Below are 18,492 nucleotides of genomic sequence, written 5' to 3'. Positions count from 1 at the left end.
TATTGTTGCGCTCATGCCGCATCTGCGACTCTCCGAAGCTGCCGGGTTCCTCGGCGTCAGTGACGACACCGTGCGCCGCTGGGTCGACAGCGGCGCGCTCGATGCCACGACCGACGACGCCGGACGCAAGGTCGTCGACGGGCACGCCGTCGCCCTCCTCGCCCGCGAGCAGTCCCGCGCCGCGGCCGACCCGTCGTCGGTGGGCCGCTCGGCCCGCAACCGGTTCGTCGGCCTCGTCACCGACATCACCCTGGACACGGTCATGGCCCAGGTGGAACTGCAGTGCGGACCCTTCCGCGTCGTCTCCCTCATGTCGAGCGAAGCGGTGCGGGAACTCGGCCTCGAGCCCGGCTCCGTTGCCGTTGCCGTCGTGAAGTCGACGACGGTCATCGTGGAGACCCCGTGAGCGCACGGTGGGCGCGCACTCGGTCGTATGCCGTCCGCGCCGGCGCCGCGGTCACCGGCCTCACGCTGCTGGTCGCCTGTTCGGGTCCCGCGTCCAGCGGTGAGGGCGCCGCCACCACCTCCGCAGACACCACCCTCACGGTCTTCGCGGCGGCCTCCCTCCAGACGCCGTTCGAGGCGATCGGCGCGGCCTTCGAGGAGGCCAACCCGGGGACGACGGTGCGGTTCGGTTTCGGCGGGTCGTCCGGGCTCGTCGCCCAGCTCACCGAGGGCGCGCCCGCGGACGTCCTCGCCACCGCGAACGAGGCCACGATGACCACGGCCGAGTCGGCGGGGCTGCTCGCGGGGACCCCTCGGCCCTTCGCGACGAACGTCCTCCAGATCGCCGTCCCCGCCGACAACCCACGCCGGGTCGACGCCCTGGCCGACCTCGCCGACCCGGCGACCAAGGTCGTCCTCTGCGCACCCGCCGTCCCCTGCGGCGCCGCGAGCCTCGCCGTCGAGAAGGCCGCCGGCATCGACATCACCCCGGTGAGCGAGGAGCAGTCGGTCACCGACGTGCTCGGCAAGGTCCGCTCCGGCGAGGCCGACGCCGGTCTCGTCTACGTGACCGACGTGCGCGGAGCAGGCGACTCCGTCCGCGGCATCGACTTCCCCGAGGCCGCCAAGGCCGTCAACACCTACCCCATCGCCACACTCAAGGGCAGCGAGAACGCCTCTTTCGCAATCAAGTTCGTCGCCGCGGTCACGAGCCCCGACGGCCAGCGCGTCCTGCGTGATGCCGGGTTCTCACCGGCGACGCCATGAGGGGTGCCCGGCTCGGCGTCGCCGGGGTGCCGTGGCTGCTCGTGCCCGCGGCGCTCGGCACGGCGCTCGTCGCGCTCCCCGTCGTGGCGATGGCCCTCACCGTCGAGTGGTCCCAGTTCTGGTCGCTCGTGACGTCCGAGCCGTCGCGGGATGCGTTGTGGCTCAGCCTGCGCACCGCCACGGTGAGCACCCTGCTGTGCCTCGTCCTCGGCGTCCCGCTCGCGCTCGTGCTCGCCCGTTCCCACGGCCGAGCCGCGACCCTCCTGCGCTCGGTCGTCCTTCTCCCCCTCGTACTGCCGCCCGTCGTCGGCGGGATCGCCCTGCTCCAGGCGTTCGGTCGCCGCGGCCTGCTCGGCGGCAGCTTCACCGCCCTCGGCGTCGACATCGCCTTCACGACGACTGCCGTCGTCATCGCCCAGACCTTCGTCGCCATGCCGTTCCTCGTGCTCAGCCTCGAGGGCGCGCTGCGCAGCACGGGTACCCGCTTCGAGGACGTCGCGGCCACCCTCGGCGCCGCGCCGTCGCTCACCCTGCGGCGCGTCACCCTGCCCCTCGCCCTGCCGGGTCTCGTCTCCGGGACGATCCTCGCCTTCGCCCGCTGTCTCGGGGAGTTCGGGGCGACGATCACCTTCGCGGGCAGCCTCCAGGGTACGACGCGCACGCTGCCGCTCGAGATCTACCTCCAACGCGAGGGCGACCCGCGTGCCGCCGTGGCGCTGTCCCTCGTCCTCGTCGCCGTCGCTGTCCTCGTCATCGGCCTCACCCGAGCGCGCCGCAGCTCGCTCACGGCAGGCACGCCATGACCCTCGACGCCACCGTGCGCCTCGACGACCGCGCCGTCGACGTCTCCCTCTCCGTCGCCGACGGCGAGACCCTCGCGCTCCTCGGCCCCAACGGTGCCGGCAAGTCGAGCGTCCTCGCGGCCCTCGCTGGGCTCGTGCGTCCCGACGCCGGTCACGTCACCCTCGACGGCCGCGTGCTCGCCGGCGACACGTGGGTCCCGGCGCACGACCGCGACATCGCCCTGCTCGCCCAGGACGCCCGGCTCTTCCCCCACCTCAGCGTCCTCGACAACGTCGCCTTCGGCCCGCGGGCCCGTGGCGCGGGGCGCAGGGGTGCCCGCGCCACGGGCGAGCGCTGGCTCGCGGAAGTGGGCATAACGGCATACGCACACCGCCGGCCCCACGAGCTCTCCGGCGGCCAGCAGCAGCGGGTGGCCGTCGCCCGCGCCCTCGCGACCGAGCCGCGGGTGCTCCTCGTCGACGAACCGCTCTCCGCGCTCGACGTCGAGGCGGCTCCGGACGTGCGCGACCTGCTGCGACGGGTCCTCGCCGACCGCACGGCTGTCGTCGTGACCCACGACGTCGTCGACGCCGCGCTGCTCGCAGACCGGGTCGCGGTCATGGAGCACGGGCGCGTCGTCGACGAGGGCCCGGCCGCACGGGTTCTCGGTCGGCCACGCAGCGACTTCGGGGCGCGCTTCGCGGGCCTCAACCTCGTGCGCGGCGTCGCCGAGTCCGGTGCGTTGCGTATGCCGGACGGTCGCCTCCTCCATGGCCTCGCCGAGGAGCGCGAGGACCCACCGGTGCCCATCCACGACGGCGCCCGACTCACCGCCGTCGTCGCCCCCACCGCCGTCGGGGTGCACCTGACCCACCCACACGGCAGCCCGCGCAACGCCCTCACGGCGACGGTGACCGACCTCGAACCGCACGGCCACCTCGTGCGCGTCCGCACCGACACCCTCACGGCCGACATCACGCCCGGCGCCGCCGCCGAGCTCGGCCTGCGTCGCGGCAGTGCCGTTGTCCTGTCGGTCAAGGCGACCGAGGTGCACCTGCACGTCACCGGCACCGACCTCTAGCCTGAGGTGATGACCTCCGACTCCGCCCTGCCCGAGTCCGCACCAGCCCTCGTCGTCCCGCGCCACGGCGGCAGCGACGTCCTCGAGGTCCGCGACGAGCCGACCCCCGAGCCCGGCGAGGGCCAGGTGCTCGTGCGCGTCGCCGCGGCCGGCGTGAACTTCATCGACGTCTACCAGCGCGAGGGCGTCTACCCGATCGACACCCCGTTCGTCGCGGGCAACGAGGGTGCCGGCGAGGTCGTCGCGGTCGGTGACGGCGTGAGCGACGTGGTCGTCGGGGACCGCGTCGCGTGGGGCCAGGGCCTCGGCTCAGCGCGCGCCTACGCGGCCGTCGACACGACGAACGTCGTCCACGTCCCCGCCGGCATCGAGCTCGAGACTGCCGCGGCGGCGATGCTCCAAGGCCTCACCGCGCACTACCTTGCGACGAGCACGTATGCCGTCCAGCAGGGCACCGTGGCCCTCGTCCACGCCGCCGCCGGCGGCGTCGGCCAGTTGCTCACCCAGATGGTCAAGCTCCTCGGCGGCCGCGTCATCGCGACCGCGGGCTCGGAGGAGAAGCTCGCCACCGCTCGTGAGCGCGGCGCCGACGAGACGATCAACTACGCCGAGGTCGACGACCTCGCCGCAGCCGTGTGCGACGTGACCGACGGCCGCGGCGTCGATGTCGTCTATGACGGCGTCGGCAAGGACACCTTCGAGGCCTCGCTGGGGTCGTTGCGGCCGCGCGGCCTACTCGTGGTCTACGGCGCCGCGAGCGGTCAGGTCCCACCCTTCGACCTCCAGGAGCTCAACAAGGGCGGGTCGCTCTACGTCACCCGGCCGACGTTGGGCGCCTACGTCGCGACGCCGGAGGAGCTGCGGGCGCGGGCGTCCGAGCTGTTCGGCTGGATCGAGTCCGGCGACGTCGAGGTGACGATCGGCGGGCGCTACCCGCTCACCGACGCGCGCACGGCATACGACGACCTCGAAGGACGCCGCACGCAAGGCAAGCTGCTGCTCGTCCCCTGAGCGGCGCTGGGGGCGGTCAGGTCCAGAGGACGGCGACGGCGGCGTTGACGACCGCGAGCACCCCGGCGGCAGTGACGAGCTGCGGGTTGCCCTGACCCTTGCGCTCCTTCGCCGCGGCGATCTCGGCGCAGGCGGCGACGGCGAGCGCGATGAGCAGCTTGACGCCGATCTTGGTGTTGTTGACCTCGTCGTCACCGGCCTGGTTGAGGCCGACGAGGAGGAGCCCGGTGAGGATCTGGGCGCGGGCGCCCCAGACGAGCGCCGGGGTCGGCACACCGCGGGCGACGAAGAGAGCGCTGCCGACGATCGCGGCGAGGCCGAGCAGGTGCAGCAGGACGACGACGTTCGTGAGGAACTCCATGCCCGAGAGGCTATCTGGCCCAGCACGGCTCGTGAGCCATGTCATCACTCGCCAGCCGGATCGATCCGGCTGGCGAATGACGGGGCGGCTCGCGAGCCGTTTCGGGTTCTGTCGCAGGCCTCAGACGAGACGGCGACCCATGGCCCACGCCGTGAGCTCGTGGCGCGACGACAGTTGCAGCTTGCGGAGCACCGAGGACACATGTGTCTCAACGGTTTTCACCGAGATGAAGAGCTCCTTCGCGACCTCCTTGTACTGGTAGCCGCGGGCGATGAGCCGCATGACCTCACGCTCGCGCGCCGAGAGCCGGTCGAGCTCCTCGTCGACCTCGGCAATCTCGCCGGCGGCCGCGCCGAACGCGTCGAGCACGAACCCCGCGAGCCGCGGCGAGAAGACCGCGTCCCCGTCGGCGACACGTCGGATGGCCGTGCCGAGGTCACGGGCGGTGATCGTCTTGGTGACGTAGCCGCGCGCGCCGGCCCGGATGACGGCGATGACGTCCTCGGCCGCGTCCGAGACCGAGAGCGCGAGGAACCGCACGGGCGCACCCGCCTCGGTCTCGACGCCGACGCAGCCCTGGATGACGTCGACGCCGCCGTTGCCGTTGCCGCCGGGCAGGTGCACGTCGAGCAGGACGACGTCGGGGCGCGTGTCGCGGATGACCTTCACTGCGGTGTCGACATCGGGGGCCTCGCCGACGATCTCGATGCCGGGTCCACCCTCCTCGGCGAGCTCGGCTCGGACACCCGCCCGGAACATCCGGTGATCGTCGACGAGGACGATCCGGACGGACGCCCTTGGGGTCGGCGGTTGGGCCTCGGGCTGGGACTGCGACATCTACTCGTCTCCTTCGAGCGGTGGCAGCGTGAGCTCCACCTCGGTTCCGTCCTCGCGGCGGCGGACGCGGGCCGTGCCACCGTGTCGCTCCATCCTGCCGAGGATCGATGCCCGCACCCCGAGCCGGTCCTCGGGGATGTCGTCGACCTCGAACCCGTCACCGCGGTCTCGCACGAACGCCTCGACACCCGTGGGACCGATCTCGACGTATGCCGTCACGGGTGGCCTGCCGTGGCGGGTCGCGTTGAGCATCGCCTCGCGCATCGCGCGCACGAGGGCAGTCCCGTGCTCCTCGAGGGGCCGGTCGCCGGTGACGACGAGGTCGATGACGACGCCGCTCACGTCCTCGACGTCGTGCGCCGCGGCCGTGACCGCGGAGGCGAGGGTCTCATCGGAACCGGACGGGCCGGCATACAGCCACGAGCGCAGCTCGCGCTCCTGGGCGCGGGCGAGCTGGGTCACCGACGCCGGGTCGTGGGAGCGGCGCTGGATGAGCGCGAGGGTCTGCAGGACCGAGTCGTGCAGGTGCGCGGCGATGTCGGCACGCTCGTTGGCGCGGGCGGCCACCTCCTGCTCGTCGCGGTAGTCGCGCCACAGCCGCACGACCCACGGCGCCGCGATGAACGTCGCCCCGAGGAGCACGGCCGCTGTGGCGAGGAGGGCGTCGCCGATGGCGGTGATGGACTCGCCGCGCACGGTGAGGACGAGGATGCCGATGACGGCGAGGCCGATGCCGAGACCGAGGCGGACGAGCATGGCCCCGCGGCCGCTGCGGCTGCCGCCCAGCCACTTCGTGCGCTCGGCGTCGTCGAGGTTCGACCACGCGACGGTGACTCCTGCGGCGATGAGCAGGAGCGGGATGAGGACGCCGGCGCGCACGTCGACGCCGGCGAGCTGGAGCCCGACGACGAGGCCGAGGAGGACGAGCACCGCGCCTCCGGCGATGACCAGACCCCAGGGGCTCTCGTCGAGGGTGCTCATCGCCCGCACGGCGCCGGGGCGCCGGCTCGCGTCCGACGCGGCGTCCACGTGGGCCTTCGGCCCGGACGGCGTGACCGCCCAGATGAACGGGTACATCACCAGCCCCGGACCCGCGACGAGCAGCACGAGCGTGAGGACCCGCACCCACTTCACCGGGATGCCGAGGTGCTTGGCGGTGCCGATGCACACGCCGCCGACCATCCGGCCCCGGCGGGGTCGGGTCAGCGGCGGACGACCCTCGATGACGGGGGCGTCTGCGAGCGCTGGGCGTTCGTACGGAGTCGGCACACCCCCATCCTGACGCAAGCGCGCGTGGGTTCGGGCCGTCGCCGGGGTGGCGTGGGGGTCCCCTCAGGGGGTCGTCAGGGTCGACCCTCATGGCAGCGGCCGGCGCGCTGGACCAGTGTGGATGGCATGACGCAGACCTCCGACTCCACCCAGACACCGGGCGTTCCCCCGCCGAGCGGCGCCGCCGCGCACTCGATGTGGGACGACATCCTCCGCACCGGCGTCCGCCGCGACCGATCGCGCCAGTGGTTCGCCGGCGTGTGCTCCGGCCTCGCCCGCCGCTTCGACGTCGACCCGGTGCTCATCCGCGCGGCCGTCATCGCGCTGACGATCTTCGGCGGGGTCGGGGTGATGCTCTACATCCTCGCGTGGCTGTTCATGCCGGACGAGGACGGCACGATCCTCGCCCGCAGCGCCGTCTCGGGCCAGGGCGGCTCGGAGGCGACGGGAGCGATCGTCCTCGTGGTCTTCGCTCTCGTCGTGTTCTCGCTCATCGTCTTCGGCGACAACGGGTTCCTCGCCGGCTGGGTCCTCGTGCCCATCGCCGTCGTCGGCTGGCTCGTGTGGCGCAGGACCCAGTCGAGTGACCAGCGGAGCCAGGTCGCGCAGGAGTCGGACGGCTCGATGTATGCCGTGAGCGCACCCGCGCCGACCGTCGCACCGCATCCGGGCTCGGGGGACCAGGCAGTACCCGGCCAGGCACCGGAGTGGCAGCCGCCGGCTCCGCCGTCGTTCCCGCCGCAGGCCGGTATGCCGCTCGCTCCCCCGCCGCCGCCGCGTCCCCGTCGTCGGACGGCCGGCTTCGCGGGCCTGGCCCTCACCCTCGGGATCGCCGCCGTCGGCTACGGCGTGGGCTTCCTCCTCGACGGGCCGGTCGGGTTCAGCGGGTCGGCCGAGCTCCTCGGCATGATCGTCGCGCTCTCGGCGTCCGCGCTCACGACCCTGGCCATCGGCCTCTCCGGGCGCCGGAGCCTGCTGTCCGCCGCCCTCGTCGTCCTGCTGGGTCTCGGCACGGTGGGCGCCTCGGTCGGTGACCGGCTCTGGGAGGACGGTCAGCGCGGCGCGCGGACCTTCACCCCGGCGATCTCGTCGCAGCCACAGAGGTTCCAGCACGGTGGCGGCGACGTGACCCTCGACCTGCGCCCGCTCGCGGCGAGCTTGGCGGCCCCCGGAGCTGTCGCCACGCCGCAGCAGATCTCGGTCGACCAGACGGTCGGTGAGCTCACCGTCATCGTCCCGTCCACGGCGAACGCGCGGGTCGAGGCGGAGGTCCGCATGGGCAACATCGAGATCCAGGACAGCCTGCCCGGCGCCGGCCTCGCGAACGACCAGTCCGACCGCAACGGCCCCGGCCTGCAGCGCACCGTCTCCATCGGCGCGGGCGCACCCACCATCGTCGTCGACGCCGAGCTCCGCTTCGGCGAGATCACCATCAAGGAGGGCTGAGCGATGAGCCAGCACGACAACCCCACTCCCGAACCGGACCGGACGCAGGTTCTGCCCGCGGGCGAGGCCGACCACGAGACCGGTCGCGACAGCGGCGAGACGACGGTCATCCCGACCGAGGAGCACCGGTCCGCCCCGTCGCCGGAACCGACCGCTCCCGTTCCTCCGGTTGCCCAGCCTCCCGCCGTCGCTGCGCCCGCCTACAAGTCGGGCCCGGCCCCGACGACCTCGGTCATCGGCCTCCTCGGCCTGCTCACCGCGATCGCGGTCATCGTCGGGCAGGCCACCGATCTCGACATCCGCTGGGGTGTCGTCGGACCCGTCGCCGTCGTCGGCGCCGGCGTCCTCCTCGTCGTCCTCGGACTGGCGGGTCTGCGTGGGCAGCAGTTCAGGGGCTGACTGCTCACACCGGCACGCCGGCGACGGCGAGGGCTTCGGGGACCGAGCTCGCGAGGGGCAGGCTCGCGAGCTCGGTCTCGTCCACCCACCGGGCCGCGGACGTCGACCCACCGACGTCGAGGATGACCGGGTCGCTCGGCTCGAGGCAGCGGGCCGTGTGGAACAGCCGCACGGCGTGGAAGTCCTCGGCCCGTCCGTGCGGTGCTCGACCGACCCAGTGACGGGTCGCCACACTCGACAGGCGTACGTCGACGACGTGCTGGCTCGTCTCCTCGTGGACCTCTCGCACCACGGCGTCGACGGGCTCCTCGCCGGGGTCGAGACCACCACCGGGCAGGTTCCACATCCCGGCCGCGTTCGTGCGCGACGAGAGCTCGGTGAGGAGGATGCCGCGCGAGGAGCGCACGACGGCATACGCGGCAATACGTTGGTGGGGAACGACATTCGCGAGGTCGGCTGCCGTGAGGTCGTCGTCGCGCGGCACCTCGACGGACCTGTCCACCTCGTGCGGTGCCGGCCGCGCGGCGGCCGCGCGGACGGCATACGTGATCCGCAGGTCGTCCGATGAGGTGCGCACGGCCGACCGCGGCGAACCGGTCCAGCCCAGCCGAGCGAGCTGCGCGGTCGGGTCGGCGCCATGGGCCAGCGCGAACCGCGCGACCTCACGGTCCCCATCCCTGGCAACGACCTCGATCATCGCGCCGCCGCACGGAGGTGGCGGGCCCGCTCGTACTCGTCGAGGGTCGCCTCGACGATGCGGTCCCACGACTGCGCCGGCGGGGTCGTCGCGTTGTGGGCCCGCATGCGCGCGAGCCGTTCGGGGTCGGCGGCGAGCGCCGTGATGCCGTCGACGAGGCCGGTGTCACTCTCAGCGAGGATGCCGTCGACGCCGTCGGTGATGAAGTCGTCCACGCCGGTACCGGCGAAGGCCGCGACGACGAGGCCCGCGGTGCGGGCCTCGAGCGGGGCGATGCCGAAGGCCTCGCTGCGTGCCGTCGTGAGATAGATGTCGCTGCGCCAGTGCAGCTCGCGCAGCTCGTCCCGGCTCACCCGGCCCGGCAGCGAGATCCAGTCGATGCCGTGCCGTGCCAGCTGGGCCTCGACGAGCCGCCGCTGCGGCCCCAGACCGAGCAGGGACGCCTCGAGCCTCACTCCGGGGACCGTCTCGTCGAGCCGCGCCCGCACGTCGCGCAGCACGTCGACGAAGGCGGTGGGCCGCTTGCGGCGAATGAAACGGATCGCGCCGACGACCCGGACGACGCCGTCCTCGTCCGCCGCCGTGCGCACCCGACCGGCCGGCGGCTGCCAGCGGGTGACGTCGATCCCGTTGCCGAGCACCTCCACAGGCACCCCGTCGCTGATGCGCGCGATGCAGCCGGCCGCCATCGACGACACCGCGGTGAGCGCAGCGCCGGCCCTCCCCCACCGCCGGGCGTGACCGAGGGCGCGGAAGAGCGGCGCGGTGCGGTTGACGACGCTGTGCCAGGTCACCACCGTGGGCAGCCCCACGTCCAGCGCGACGCCGATGAGGTCGGTGGCGAAGGGGCTGACGACGCCCATGTGGCCGTGGGCCACGTCGAACCCGCCGGCCGCGAGACGACGCCGGACCTCGTCCCTGGCGAACGGGTTCACCGGCGGCGCACCGGGAACCGGCAGCGGCAGCCGGTGGACGAGGACACCGTCCTCGTACTCATGCGTCCACGCGCGGGTGTCGGCATGCGTCGCGGTGAAGACCTCCACGTCGTGCCCGGCCGCGGCGAGGTGCCCGGCGAGGTCGTGCACCTGGACCTCGATCCCGCCGAGCCGCGGCAGGTAGCAGTCCGACAACAGGGCGACCCTCATGAGCGCCCAGCCTGCCATGCGACAGGATGGGCCCGATGACGCGCACGCTCGTGGCCTTCCACGCCCACCCGGACGACGAGGCCCTCCTCACGTCCGGGACCATGGCGCGTGCCGCCGCCGAAGGGCACCGCGTCGTCCTCGTCATCGCGACCGACGGTGCGCTCGGGCTCGCGTCAGCGGACGTCACCGGGGACGACCGCGACGGGGATGGGCTCGCCGCCGTGCGGCTCCACGAGGCGCGGGCGTCCGCCGAGGCCCTCGGGGTCGCGCGGGTCGAATGGCTCGGCTACGCCGACTCGGGCCTCGACGGGGACGTGCCGCCCGACCCGCCGGGGCGGATGCGGTTCGTACGGGCACCAGTGGAGGAGGCCGCCGAACGGCTCGCCGCGATCCTGCGCACCGAACGCGCCGACGTCCTCCTCACCCATGACGCCCAGGGCGGCTACGGCCACCGCGACCACGTCCGCGTGCACGAGGTCGGGGCTCGCGCGGCGCAGATCGCCGGCACCGCGCGCGTCCTCGAGGCCACCGTCCCCCGTGACACCCTCGCCCGCGTCGTGCGCCTCGTCGGCACGCTCCGCCGCCCTCCACCGGGGTTCGACCCGACGACCTTCGAGCGGGCGTTCACCCGGCGGGCCGACATCACGCACCGGATCGACGTGCGTCGGTATGCCGCGGCGAAGCGCGCCTCGATGCGGGCGCATGCCCCGCAGGCGTCGAGCGACGGGTCCCCGGGCGAGGCCCGGACCCTCGCCGCGTTCCTGCGCATCCCGCGTCCGATCTTCGACGTCGTCTTCGGCCGCGAGTGGTTCCGCGACCCGGCCGCGAAGGCCGCGGACGGCATACGCAGCGACGTCTTCGAGGGGCTGGAGTGAGCAGGCGAACGAAGCAGGTCCTGCGGACCGTCATCGGGCTGGGGCTGGCCGTCGTGCTGCTCGGGTGGGGCTTCCCGCTCCTGGCACAGACGACGTGGACGGAGGTGTTCGCCGAGCTGCGCAAGGTCACGTGGTGGCAGTCGCTCGAGTTCGGCGGGCTCGTCCTGCTCGGGCTCGGCTGCTACACGTTCACGTTCACCGGGTCGCTGCCGGGGCTGAGCCACTGGCGGGCCTTCATCGTCAACATCTGCGGTTCGTCGGTGAGCAAGCTGCTGCCCGGTGGTGGCGCCGTCGGGCTCGCGGCGACCTACACGATCCTGCGCTCGTGGGGCTTCACGAACCGGGACGTCTCGACGTCCGCGATCGTCACCGGCGTCTGGAACACCCTCTCGCGCATCGCCCTGCCCATCGTGGCCATCGCGATGCTGTGGCTCGGCCACGACGGCCTGCCGCCGGCGCTCACCAACGCGGCCATCGCGGCGACGGTGTCGGGCGTGGCGATCTTCGCCGTCTTCGTTGCGATCCTCGCGAGCGAGCGCGCGGCACAGTCCATCGGGCGCTGGCTCGACCGGCTGCTCGCGCCGGTCTTCCGTCGGCGGGAACGGACGATGAGCGTCGCCGAGCTCGTCACCGACATGCGCGTCCGCATCAACGAGGTCGTGCGCACCGGCTGGGTCCAGATGACCCTCGGGATGATCGGGTTCTTCGGGTTCTACTACCTGCTGTTCGTGTTGATCATGCACACGGTCGACGTCTTCCTGCCGCTCGGCATCCTCTTCGCAGCGTTCGCGATCGGGCGCCTGCTCACCGCCGTCGGGGTGACTCCCGGTGGGCTCGGCGTGACCGAGTCGGCGACGGTCATCGCGTTGGTCGGGTGGGGTGCGGACGGGACCGCGGCGCTGACCGGAGCGATCCTCTTCTCGATCTTCACCCACCTCATGGAGGTTCCGCTCGGGGCCCTCGGGTGGCTCGTGTGGTCGATGAGCCCCAAGGCGAGTCCCGAGGAGATCGAGGCCACGCCCGCCTAGGAGGTCTGGCTCGTCCCCATCGTGGTGAGTCGCACCTTGCCTGGTGAGTCGTCCCTCCATGAGGGGGCGACTCACGCAGCGAGGGACGACTCACCACGCGCCGCCGCGCAGCGAGGGACAACTCACCCCGCGCCGCCGCGCGGCCGACTCAGGTGTCCTGGATGAAAACGAGCGCCATCGGCGTCTGCTCGCTGCCCTGACCGAGCGGGTTGTCGGCGAACATCGCCTCGAACCGCGTGCCGTCGTCGGGCACGTCGCTGCCGAGGACGTTGCGACCGATGTCGTTGGCGTCCATGACGATCGTGCCGGCGAAGGTGTCCTTGTATGCCGAGGGCACCCGGTCGCGGATGCCCGCCGAGAGGCGTGCAGCCACTTCGTCGGGGTCCTTGGGCGCGAGCTTCGCGGAGACGTTGCTCGGGTAGGCGGAGTACTCGGTCGGGCCGTCGATGGCGGCGATCTGGTTGCCGACGAGCTCGTAGAAGAGCCCCTTGCGACCGATCGCCTTGCCCACGGCGCCGCCGGCCGCGGCATACAGGACGCGCGGCAGGCCGGCCTCCTGGATGGCGAGCTGCATCGTGAAGGGCGACCCGAGACCGATGCCCGCGGGCGTGCGGGTGACGTACTTGGAGAGGACACGCGCCGGGCGACCCACCTTGATGTCCCAGATGAAGTACGAACGGCCCTGGGTGATGGCGATGATCTTCTCGGAGATGAAGAGGTACCAGCGTCCCTGCGTTGCTGCGTCGTGCTCGGGGCCGGCCGCGGGGAGGGTCTCGAAGAACTCGTCGATGCGGGCCAGCACCTTGGCGTCGAGGTCGTCCCCCTTGGCGAAGAGCTCGGTGCGCAGGGGGTAGCGGCGGACGGTTTCGCCGAGCTCGGTCGTGAGGTCGAGCTGCTTGCCGGCATTGGCGTCGGTGTCGGCCTTGGGCGCGGCCTGGACGGTGGCCTTGTCGACGACCGGCCCCTCGTCGAAGAACTCCTCGAGCCACAGCTCGAGGTTCACCAGCCGCCAGAACGTCTCTGCGTCAGTGGTGTTCGTGCCCTTGATCCAGCCCTCGAAGGCGTGCAGCACCTCGGTCTGGTCGACGTACGGCCGGTTCGCGAACGGTTCGCTGAGGAAGATCGAGTAGAAGTGGTTCTTCAGGCGCATGAACCACTCGGCCTGCGGTGCGGCCGGGCCGCTCGCGTCCTGGCGACGTCGGGTGGCCTCGGGCACCAAACCCTCGGCGGCGTCGCGCAGGACGCGCTGGGTCGCGCCGTCGTCGGTGAGGGCGTCGTCGGCGAGGCCGAACACGAGGCGCACGACATCGCGGTCGAGGTATGGCGCCCGCGCGGCGACGCCGAACCGCGCGGCGTTGCGGTCCGTCGCCCGCAGGCGGGCCGGAAGCGTCGTCTCGAAGAGCTCGGCGACGAGACGCTGTCGGAGGTCGGTCGTGACCGCCGACGCCGTCTCACCGGCGAACCTCCCCCGGAAGTCACGGCCGAGCAGCGAGGTCTCGGGGACGTCCTTGCGGCGGCGCACGGCCGAGGTCACGCGGCTGCGCAGCTGATCCACACGACCGGCCTGCGGGGTCGGGTCGCCCAGCTCCTCGTCCGCACCGGCCGCGCCGAAGAGAACGCGGACGCCCTTCGCCGCGGCGTCGCGCATGAGCTGGTACTCGACGTACGCCTCAGCCGACGGCAGCGGCTCCTCGTGCGTTCGGACGAAGTCGCGCAGGTCCGCCTTGAGGTCGCTGGCGGTGGGCGAGACCGTGTGCACGGCGGCGCCACCGGTGGCGGCGCTGTCCGCCGCGGAGGCGCTTGCGCCTTCCTCAGGGAAGGTCACGTCGAACGAGTTCGGCTGTGCCCCAACGGAGCTCGCGGTCTCGGCGACAAGCCCGGCGACGACGGCGCTCGCCAGCCCGTCGGTCAGGTCGGTGCCGACCGGCGCGCCCGACGGCACCCTGCGACGCACCGCCTCGGCGAGGCGGTCGCGCAGCTCCGCGGCGACCGAGCGGTCATACGGACGCTGTTCACGGGCGAGCTCGACCAGCTCCTCACGCAGCCGGCTGAACATGCTGCGGCGGATGCCGTCCGCGTCGGCCTCGAGCACCTCTCCCGGCTGGAGTCGCTCGATGCCCTCGAAGAACGTCTCGGGGCCGTCGTCGACCGCTCCGGAGGTGAGGTAGCGGTGGATGACGCGCTCGTTCGGTTGCTTCTCGACGAGGCCGCACTCGAGGATCGGGCCGATCTCGCTCGCGAAGAGGAGTGTCTCGGCGACCGCATCGCTGCCCGCGGAGGCGGGCACCCGGCATACGTGCAGGGGCGCGATCCCGAAGGGGTCGCGCGCCAGGGTGAGCCGCTGCTGATCGCGGTCCCAGATCGCGACGGCGAACCCGCCCACCAACGCGGCGAACGCCGCACGCCCGTCACGCGCGAATGCTTCCGCGACGCCCTGGGCGTCCACCTCGCCGTCGACGACCACGACGAAGCGGCCGTCGGCGCTCGTGAAGGGCTCGCCTGCGCGCTGCGCCAGACCGGCGGGTCCGTCGACGACGATGCCCTCGCCGTCGGGGCCGCGGTGCGCCTGCGCCGCGTTCATCGTCGCGAGGAGCGCCTCGGAGGCGCTCGGTCCGTGGTGGCCGGCGATGCCGCTCATGCGTGGGGGACCTCAGTTCTTGGGCGTCAGTCGGTGGTCGGCGGACCGGTCAACTGTATGCGGCGCCCGGTCCCGTTCCCGAGATCACTCCCGAGATGACTCCCGCGTCACTCCCACTCGATCGTGCCCGGGGGCTTGCTCGTCACGTCGAGCACCACCCGGTTGACCTCGGGCACCTCGTTGGTGATGCGGGTCGAGATCTTCGCGAGCACGTCATAGGGGACGCGCGTCCAGTCGGCGGTCATCGCATCCTCGGACGACACCGGGCGCAGCACGACCGGGTGGCCGTAGGTCCGGCCGTCGCCCTGGACGCCGACGGACCGCACATCGGCGAGCAGCACGACCGGGCACTGCCAGATCTCCCGGTCGAGACCGGCAGCCGACAGCTCGCGGCGGGCGATCTGGTCGGCGGCGCGCAGGATGTCGAGCCGCTCGGCCGTGACCTCGCCGACGATGCGGATGCCGAGGCCGGGACCGGGGAACGGCTGGCGCCACACGATCTCCTCGGGCACGCCGAGCTCGAGGCCGACCTGGCGCACCTCGTCCTTGAAGAGCAGCCGCAACGGCTCGACGAGCTTGAACTGGAGGTCGTCGGGGAGGCCGCCGACGTTGTGGTGCGACTTGATGTTCGCGGTGCCGGTGCCGCCGCCGGACTCGACGACGTCCGGGTAGAGCGTCCCCTGGACGAGGAACTCGACCGGATGACCCTCGCGCTCGGCCGACCCGACGACGTCGCGGGCGGCCTGCTCGAAGACGCGGATGAACTCGCGGCCGATGATCTTGCGCTTCGTCTCGGGGTCGCTCACCCCGGCGAGCGCGCTGAGGAACTGCTCTCGCGCGTCGACGACGACGAGGTCGACACCGGTCGCGTCGACGAAGTCCTTCTCGACCTGCTCGGCCTCGCCGGAGCGCAGCAGCCCGTGGTCGACGAAAACACACGTCAGCTGGTCGCCCACGGCGCGCTGCACGAGTGCCGCCGCGACCGACGAGTCGACGCCACCGGAGAGGGCGCAGAGCACCCGCTTGTCGCCGACGGTCTCGCGGACCTGCTCGACGAGCGCCTCCACGACGTTGTGCGCCGTCCAGTCCCCGTCGAGGCCGGCACCGCGCAGGAGGAAGTTCTCGAGCACCCGCTGGCCGAAAGTCGAGTGCATCACCTCGGGATGCCACTGCACGCCGTAGAGCCGCCGCTCGTCGTCCTCGAACGCCGCGACCGGCGCCCCCGACGTCGAGGCCGTGACCCGCATCCCGTCGGGCGCCTCGGTCACCGCGTCGCCGTGGCTCATCCACACCGACTGCTCGCTCGGCTGGCCGTTGAAGAGCGTCGAGGACGTGTCGGAGACCTGGGCGGGCGTCGAGCCGTACTCCCCCAGCCCCGTTCGCTCCACCGTGCCGCCGAGCGCCTGCACCATGGCCTGGAAGCCGTAGCACATGCCGAAGACCGGTACCCCCGCGTCGAGGACGGCCGGGTCGAGCGAGGGCGCCCCCTCCTCGTAGACCGAGCTCGGCCCGCCGGAGAGGATGATGGCTGCCGGCTCCTTGGCGAGCATCTCGTCGGCCGCCATCGTCGAGGGCACGACCTCGCTGAAGACGTTGGCCTCACGCACCCGCCGGGCGATGAGCTGCGCGTACTGCGCACCGAAGTCGACGACGAGGACCGGACGATCGGACAGGTGCGGGGTATCGCTCACGCGCCAATGCTATCGGCGCGCCCGACTGCCATTTGCCGCGCACACGTATGCCGCCCACTCCCCGAGGAGGGAGCGGGCGGCATACGTCGTGGCCGGCTCTGGTGAGCCGCTCGTCAGGCGCGCGTCAGCGGCCCGCCCAGAGGGCGTCGACCTCGGCGGCCTCAACCGAGTCCGGGTAGGCGTTGGTGCACGACGGGCCGGGGCCACCGCCGGACATGAGCTTGCTGCACGGCTGCGTGTAGCGGTCCGGCAGGCCGAGCGCGTGGCCGGTCTCGTGCGTGACGATCCGCAGCGGCGCGTACTGCTGCATCTGCGCGTAGTCGAGGAAGATGAGGTTCTGGCGCGGGCTGTAGTACGAGCCGCTGCCCGAGCCCTCGGTGTAGGTGAGGTCGGCACTGCCGTCGCGCTCGACGAGCTGGACGTTGCTCACCCGCGAGTTCCAGATCGCGGCGCCCTGGTCGATGAGCGAGTCGTAGGTCGGGGCGCGCGTGTCGTCGTAGTAGATGACGGCAGCGGCGGTCGGGGAGCCGGGCTTGCGCTCGCCGCTCTGCGCCTTCTTGACCGCCTCGGCCATCGCCTTGTCGATGGCGGCCTGCAGGCGGGCGTTCGTCTCCTTGTCGAGCGAACCCGGCAGGTATGCCGAGCGCTCGGCTGCCGTGTCGACGGTCGCCGTGGACGGGGCGGCGGTGGACGCCGTCGGTGCGGCGGCCGTCACGGTGACAGCGGCAGCAGCTGCCGCAGCGGCGGCCAGAGTGCGACGAAGCATGGACATGAGGGTTCCTCTTCTCCTGAGGGGATTCGGACTCGTGCCGGTTGTCGGGCACGTCCTCTCTGTCTATGCCAAGAAATCTCTGCAAACGGTCAGGACCGAGTCAGGTCTCGGTCAGGATCGTCCACACTCCTCGACTGATTGCCGATTCCGTGCACCGCCCCCCCACTGATTGCGCACAGCTCGCCTCCGTCGTTCGTAGGCCGTCCGCCCACGTGGCGCTCCCGCCCCACCGCTGATCGCCGATTCCGTTCACCGCCCCCCTGATTGCGCACAGTTCGCATGCGTCGTTCGTATGCCGTCAGCCCATCCCGCGCTCCCGTCCCACCACTGATTGCCGATTCCGTTCACCCCCGCCCCACCACTCATTGGGCTCAGTGCGCATGCAGGGGCCAACGGTGTCGCACCTAGACGAGTCATGAACCGTCGCTGTCGTCCCACACGATCGTGAAGTCCTCACCATCGAACGTGACTGCGACGACATCCTCGAGGGCAATCGCGTCATTGGCTTTCAGGCGGTCCGCGACGTGGTCGAAGACGTCGGCCAAGGTCGCGCCGTCAACCCGTTCAGCCGGGAGCCCGATAGTGAATCGCTTCGCAGGCCACCACGCGGCGGCTCCCAACTCACCAGTGTCAACCACCGTGCATCTCCCGCAGAAGTAGGACCGGCATCACGCCGGCGAATATCAGGTTCAGGAACGCCTGCCCCTGAAGCCATCATCCCACTGGTGCACCTTCGTCTCGACCACTCCGATCGGACTGATTGCCAATTTCGTTCACCCCAACCGCCACTGTCAGACCCATCATGTATACGCGAGTTCGCTTGCAGCAGAACACAATTCACCACCACAAACCCTTGCCTCGAACTGGTGTTCGTGTATCATGGGAGCATGACCACCAGCACCGGCACCGACGCCCTCCAGGGGCGTTGTGCCGCGCTGGCCGAGGCCGCCAGCACCCTCACCAGTGACGAGCTGCTCGACCTCGCAGAAGGCTTCCAACGCGAGATCGACACCGCTGTCGCACTGCGCACCATCGCCCTGGCCCACCTGTCCGCACGCGAACCGCGCCTGCTCGAGGACGGCACCGAGGTCGAAGAACACCGCGGCCTGGGCCACCAACGCATCGACGCCCCCGAGCTGGTCGCACCCCGGCTCGGGGTGTCGGTGCACAAGGCGACCCAGCTCATCATGACCGCCGTCGACCAGCTCACCCGCACACCCCAAGTCGTGAGCGCCCTCGCGTCAGGT

Annotated in this window: 18 protein-coding genes and 1 pseudogene; 10 read left to right on the top strand and 9 right to left on the bottom strand. The window is 72.0% G+C overall.

What is annotated here, in order from left to right:
• Positions 1-13: 13 nt before the first annotated feature.
• From BCF74_RS06340 to BCF74_RS06320, 5 genes are read left to right on the top strand one after another with little or no spacing between them, the layout of a single operon-like run.
• Complete coding sequence (locus tag BCF74_RS06340) at positions 14-406, top strand: TOBE domain-containing protein (protein WP_106297117.1); 393 nt, start codon at positions 14-16, stop codon at positions 404-406.
• Positions 403-1,212, top strand: a complete 810-nt coding sequence (gene modA / locus BCF74_RS06335; protein ID WP_106297116.1) for a molybdate ABC transporter substrate-binding protein — start codon at positions 403-405, stop codon at positions 1,210-1,212. Before BCF74_RS06340 ends, modA begins: the two co-directional genes overlap by 4 nt.
• Positions 1,209-2,015 (top strand): ABC transporter permease, encoded by an 807-nt coding sequence (locus BCF74_RS06330; protein ID WP_106297115.1) that lies wholly within the window; start codon positions 1,209-1,211, stop codon positions 2,013-2,015. Before modA ends, BCF74_RS06330 begins: the two co-directional genes overlap by 4 nt.
• Positions 2,012-3,076 carry a sulfate/molybdate ABC transporter ATP-binding protein gene (locus BCF74_RS06325; protein ID WP_106297114.1) on the top strand — a complete coding sequence of 355 codons (1,065 nt, stop codon included), beginning with the start codon at positions 2,012-2,014 and terminating at the stop codon, positions 3,074-3,076. The genes BCF74_RS06330 and BCF74_RS06325 overlap by 4 nt, the downstream gene beginning before the upstream one ends.
• A 9-nt stretch (positions 3,077-3,085) precedes the next feature.
• Positions 3,086-4,087, top strand: coding sequence for a quinone oxidoreductase family protein (locus BCF74_RS06320; protein WP_106297113.1), 1,002 nt, complete (start codon positions 3,086-3,088; stop codon positions 4,085-4,087).
• A gap of 16 nt (positions 4,088-4,103) precedes the next feature.
• Here BCF74_RS06320 and BCF74_RS06315 read toward each other — a convergent pair whose 3' ends face one another.
• From BCF74_RS06315 to BCF74_RS06305, 3 genes are all read right to left on the bottom strand, one after another.
• Entirely contained in the window at positions 4,104-4,448 is a 345-nt protein-coding gene (locus BCF74_RS06315) for a hypothetical protein (protein WP_106297112.1), read from the bottom strand.
• Positions 4,449-4,568: 120 nt separating this feature from the next.
• Positions 4,569-5,285 (bottom strand): LuxR C-terminal-related transcriptional regulator, encoded by a 717-nt coding sequence (locus BCF74_RS06310; RefSeq protein WP_106297111.1) that lies wholly within the window; start codon positions 5,283-5,285, stop codon positions 4,569-4,571.
• Positions 5,286-6,554, bottom strand: coding sequence for an ATP-binding protein (locus tag BCF74_RS06305; RefSeq protein ID WP_245889246.1), 1,269 nt, complete (start codon positions 6,552-6,554; stop codon positions 5,286-5,288).
• Between the two features lie 126 nt (positions 6,555-6,680).
• Between BCF74_RS06305 and BCF74_RS06300 the strand changes: the two genes are divergently transcribed.
• Both BCF74_RS06300 and BCF74_RS06295 read left to right on the top strand, forming a co-directional pair.
• The gene (locus BCF74_RS06300) at positions 6,681-8,000 is read left to right on the top strand and encodes a PspC domain-containing protein (protein WP_106297109.1); all 1,320 of its coding nucleotides are present in this window, start codon (positions 6,681-6,683) and stop codon (positions 7,998-8,000) included.
• A gap of 3 nt (positions 8,001-8,003) precedes the next feature.
• On the top strand, positions 8,004-8,399 hold the full coding sequence (locus BCF74_RS06295) for a hypothetical protein (RefSeq protein ID WP_106297108.1): 396 nt from the start codon (positions 8,004-8,006) through the stop codon (positions 8,397-8,399).
• Between the two features lie 4 nt (positions 8,400-8,403).
• On the opposite strand, the gene BCF74_RS06290 is transcribed toward BCF74_RS06295, so the two are convergent.
• Both BCF74_RS06290 and BCF74_RS06285 read right to left on the bottom strand, forming a co-directional pair.
• Entirely contained in the window at positions 8,404-9,096 is a 693-nt protein-coding gene (locus tag BCF74_RS06290; protein WP_106297107.1) for an NUDIX hydrolase, read from the bottom strand.
• The gene (locus tag BCF74_RS06285; protein ID WP_245889245.1) at positions 9,093-10,241 is read right to left on the bottom strand and encodes a glycosyltransferase family 4 protein; all 1,149 of its coding nucleotides are present in this window, start codon (positions 10,239-10,241) and stop codon (positions 9,093-9,095) included. Before BCF74_RS06285 ends, BCF74_RS06290 begins: the two co-directional genes overlap by 4 nt.
• Positions 10,242-10,267: 26 nt before the next feature.
• Here BCF74_RS06285 and BCF74_RS06280 point away from each other — a divergent pair, with 26 nt between their 5' ends.
• A complete protein-coding gene (locus tag BCF74_RS06280; protein WP_106297105.1) occupies positions 10,268-11,116 on the top strand; it encodes a PIG-L deacetylase family protein in 849 nt (282 codons plus the stop codon).
• Complete coding sequence (locus tag BCF74_RS06275; RefSeq protein WP_106297104.1) at positions 11,113-12,144, top strand: lysylphosphatidylglycerol synthase transmembrane domain-containing protein; 1,032 nt, start codon at positions 11,113-11,115, stop codon at positions 12,142-12,144. Before BCF74_RS06280 ends, BCF74_RS06275 begins: the two co-directional genes overlap by 4 nt.
• Before the next feature lie 148 nt (positions 12,145-12,292).
• On the opposite strand, the gene BCF74_RS06270 is transcribed toward BCF74_RS06275, so the two are convergent.
• The 4 genes from BCF74_RS06270 to BCF74_RS17875 all read right to left on the bottom strand — a co-directional run bounded on the left by BCF74_RS06270 (position 12,293) and on the right by BCF74_RS17875 (position 17,790).
• Complete coding sequence (locus tag BCF74_RS06270) at positions 12,293-14,782, bottom strand: asparagine synthase-related protein (protein WP_106297103.1); 2,490 nt, start codon at positions 14,780-14,782, stop codon at positions 12,293-12,295.
• 107 nt (positions 14,783-14,889) lie between these two features.
• Positions 14,890-16,473 (bottom strand): glutamine-hydrolyzing GMP synthase, encoded by a 1,584-nt coding sequence (gene guaA, locus BCF74_RS06265; protein WP_106297102.1) that lies wholly within the window; start codon positions 16,471-16,473, stop codon positions 14,890-14,892.
• A gap of 124 nt (positions 16,474-16,597) precedes the next feature.
• Entirely contained in the window at positions 16,598-17,239 is a 642-nt protein-coding gene (locus tag BCF74_RS06260) for a snapalysin family zinc-dependent metalloprotease (RefSeq protein ID WP_106297209.1), read from the bottom strand.
• Positions 17,240-17,658: 419 nt separating this feature from the next.
• Entirely contained in the window at positions 17,659-17,790 is a 132-nt protein-coding gene (locus tag BCF74_RS17875) for a hypothetical protein (protein WP_281257176.1), read from the bottom strand.
• A 342-nt stretch (positions 17,791-18,132) separates the two neighbouring features.
• Between BCF74_RS17875 and BCF74_RS06255 the strand changes: the two are divergent.
• Positions 18,133-18,492, top strand: a pseudogene (locus BCF74_RS06255) (HNH endonuclease signature motif containing protein); the annotation flags it as partial.

The sequence above is a fragment of the Knoellia remsis genome, assembly GCF_003002895.1.
Lineage (GTDB): Bacteria > Actinomycetota > Actinomycetes > Actinomycetales > Dermatophilaceae > Knoellia > Knoellia remsis.
The sequence above is the reverse complement of the archived record's forward strand: the minus strand, read 5'-3'. Positions and strand labels throughout refer to the sequence as shown.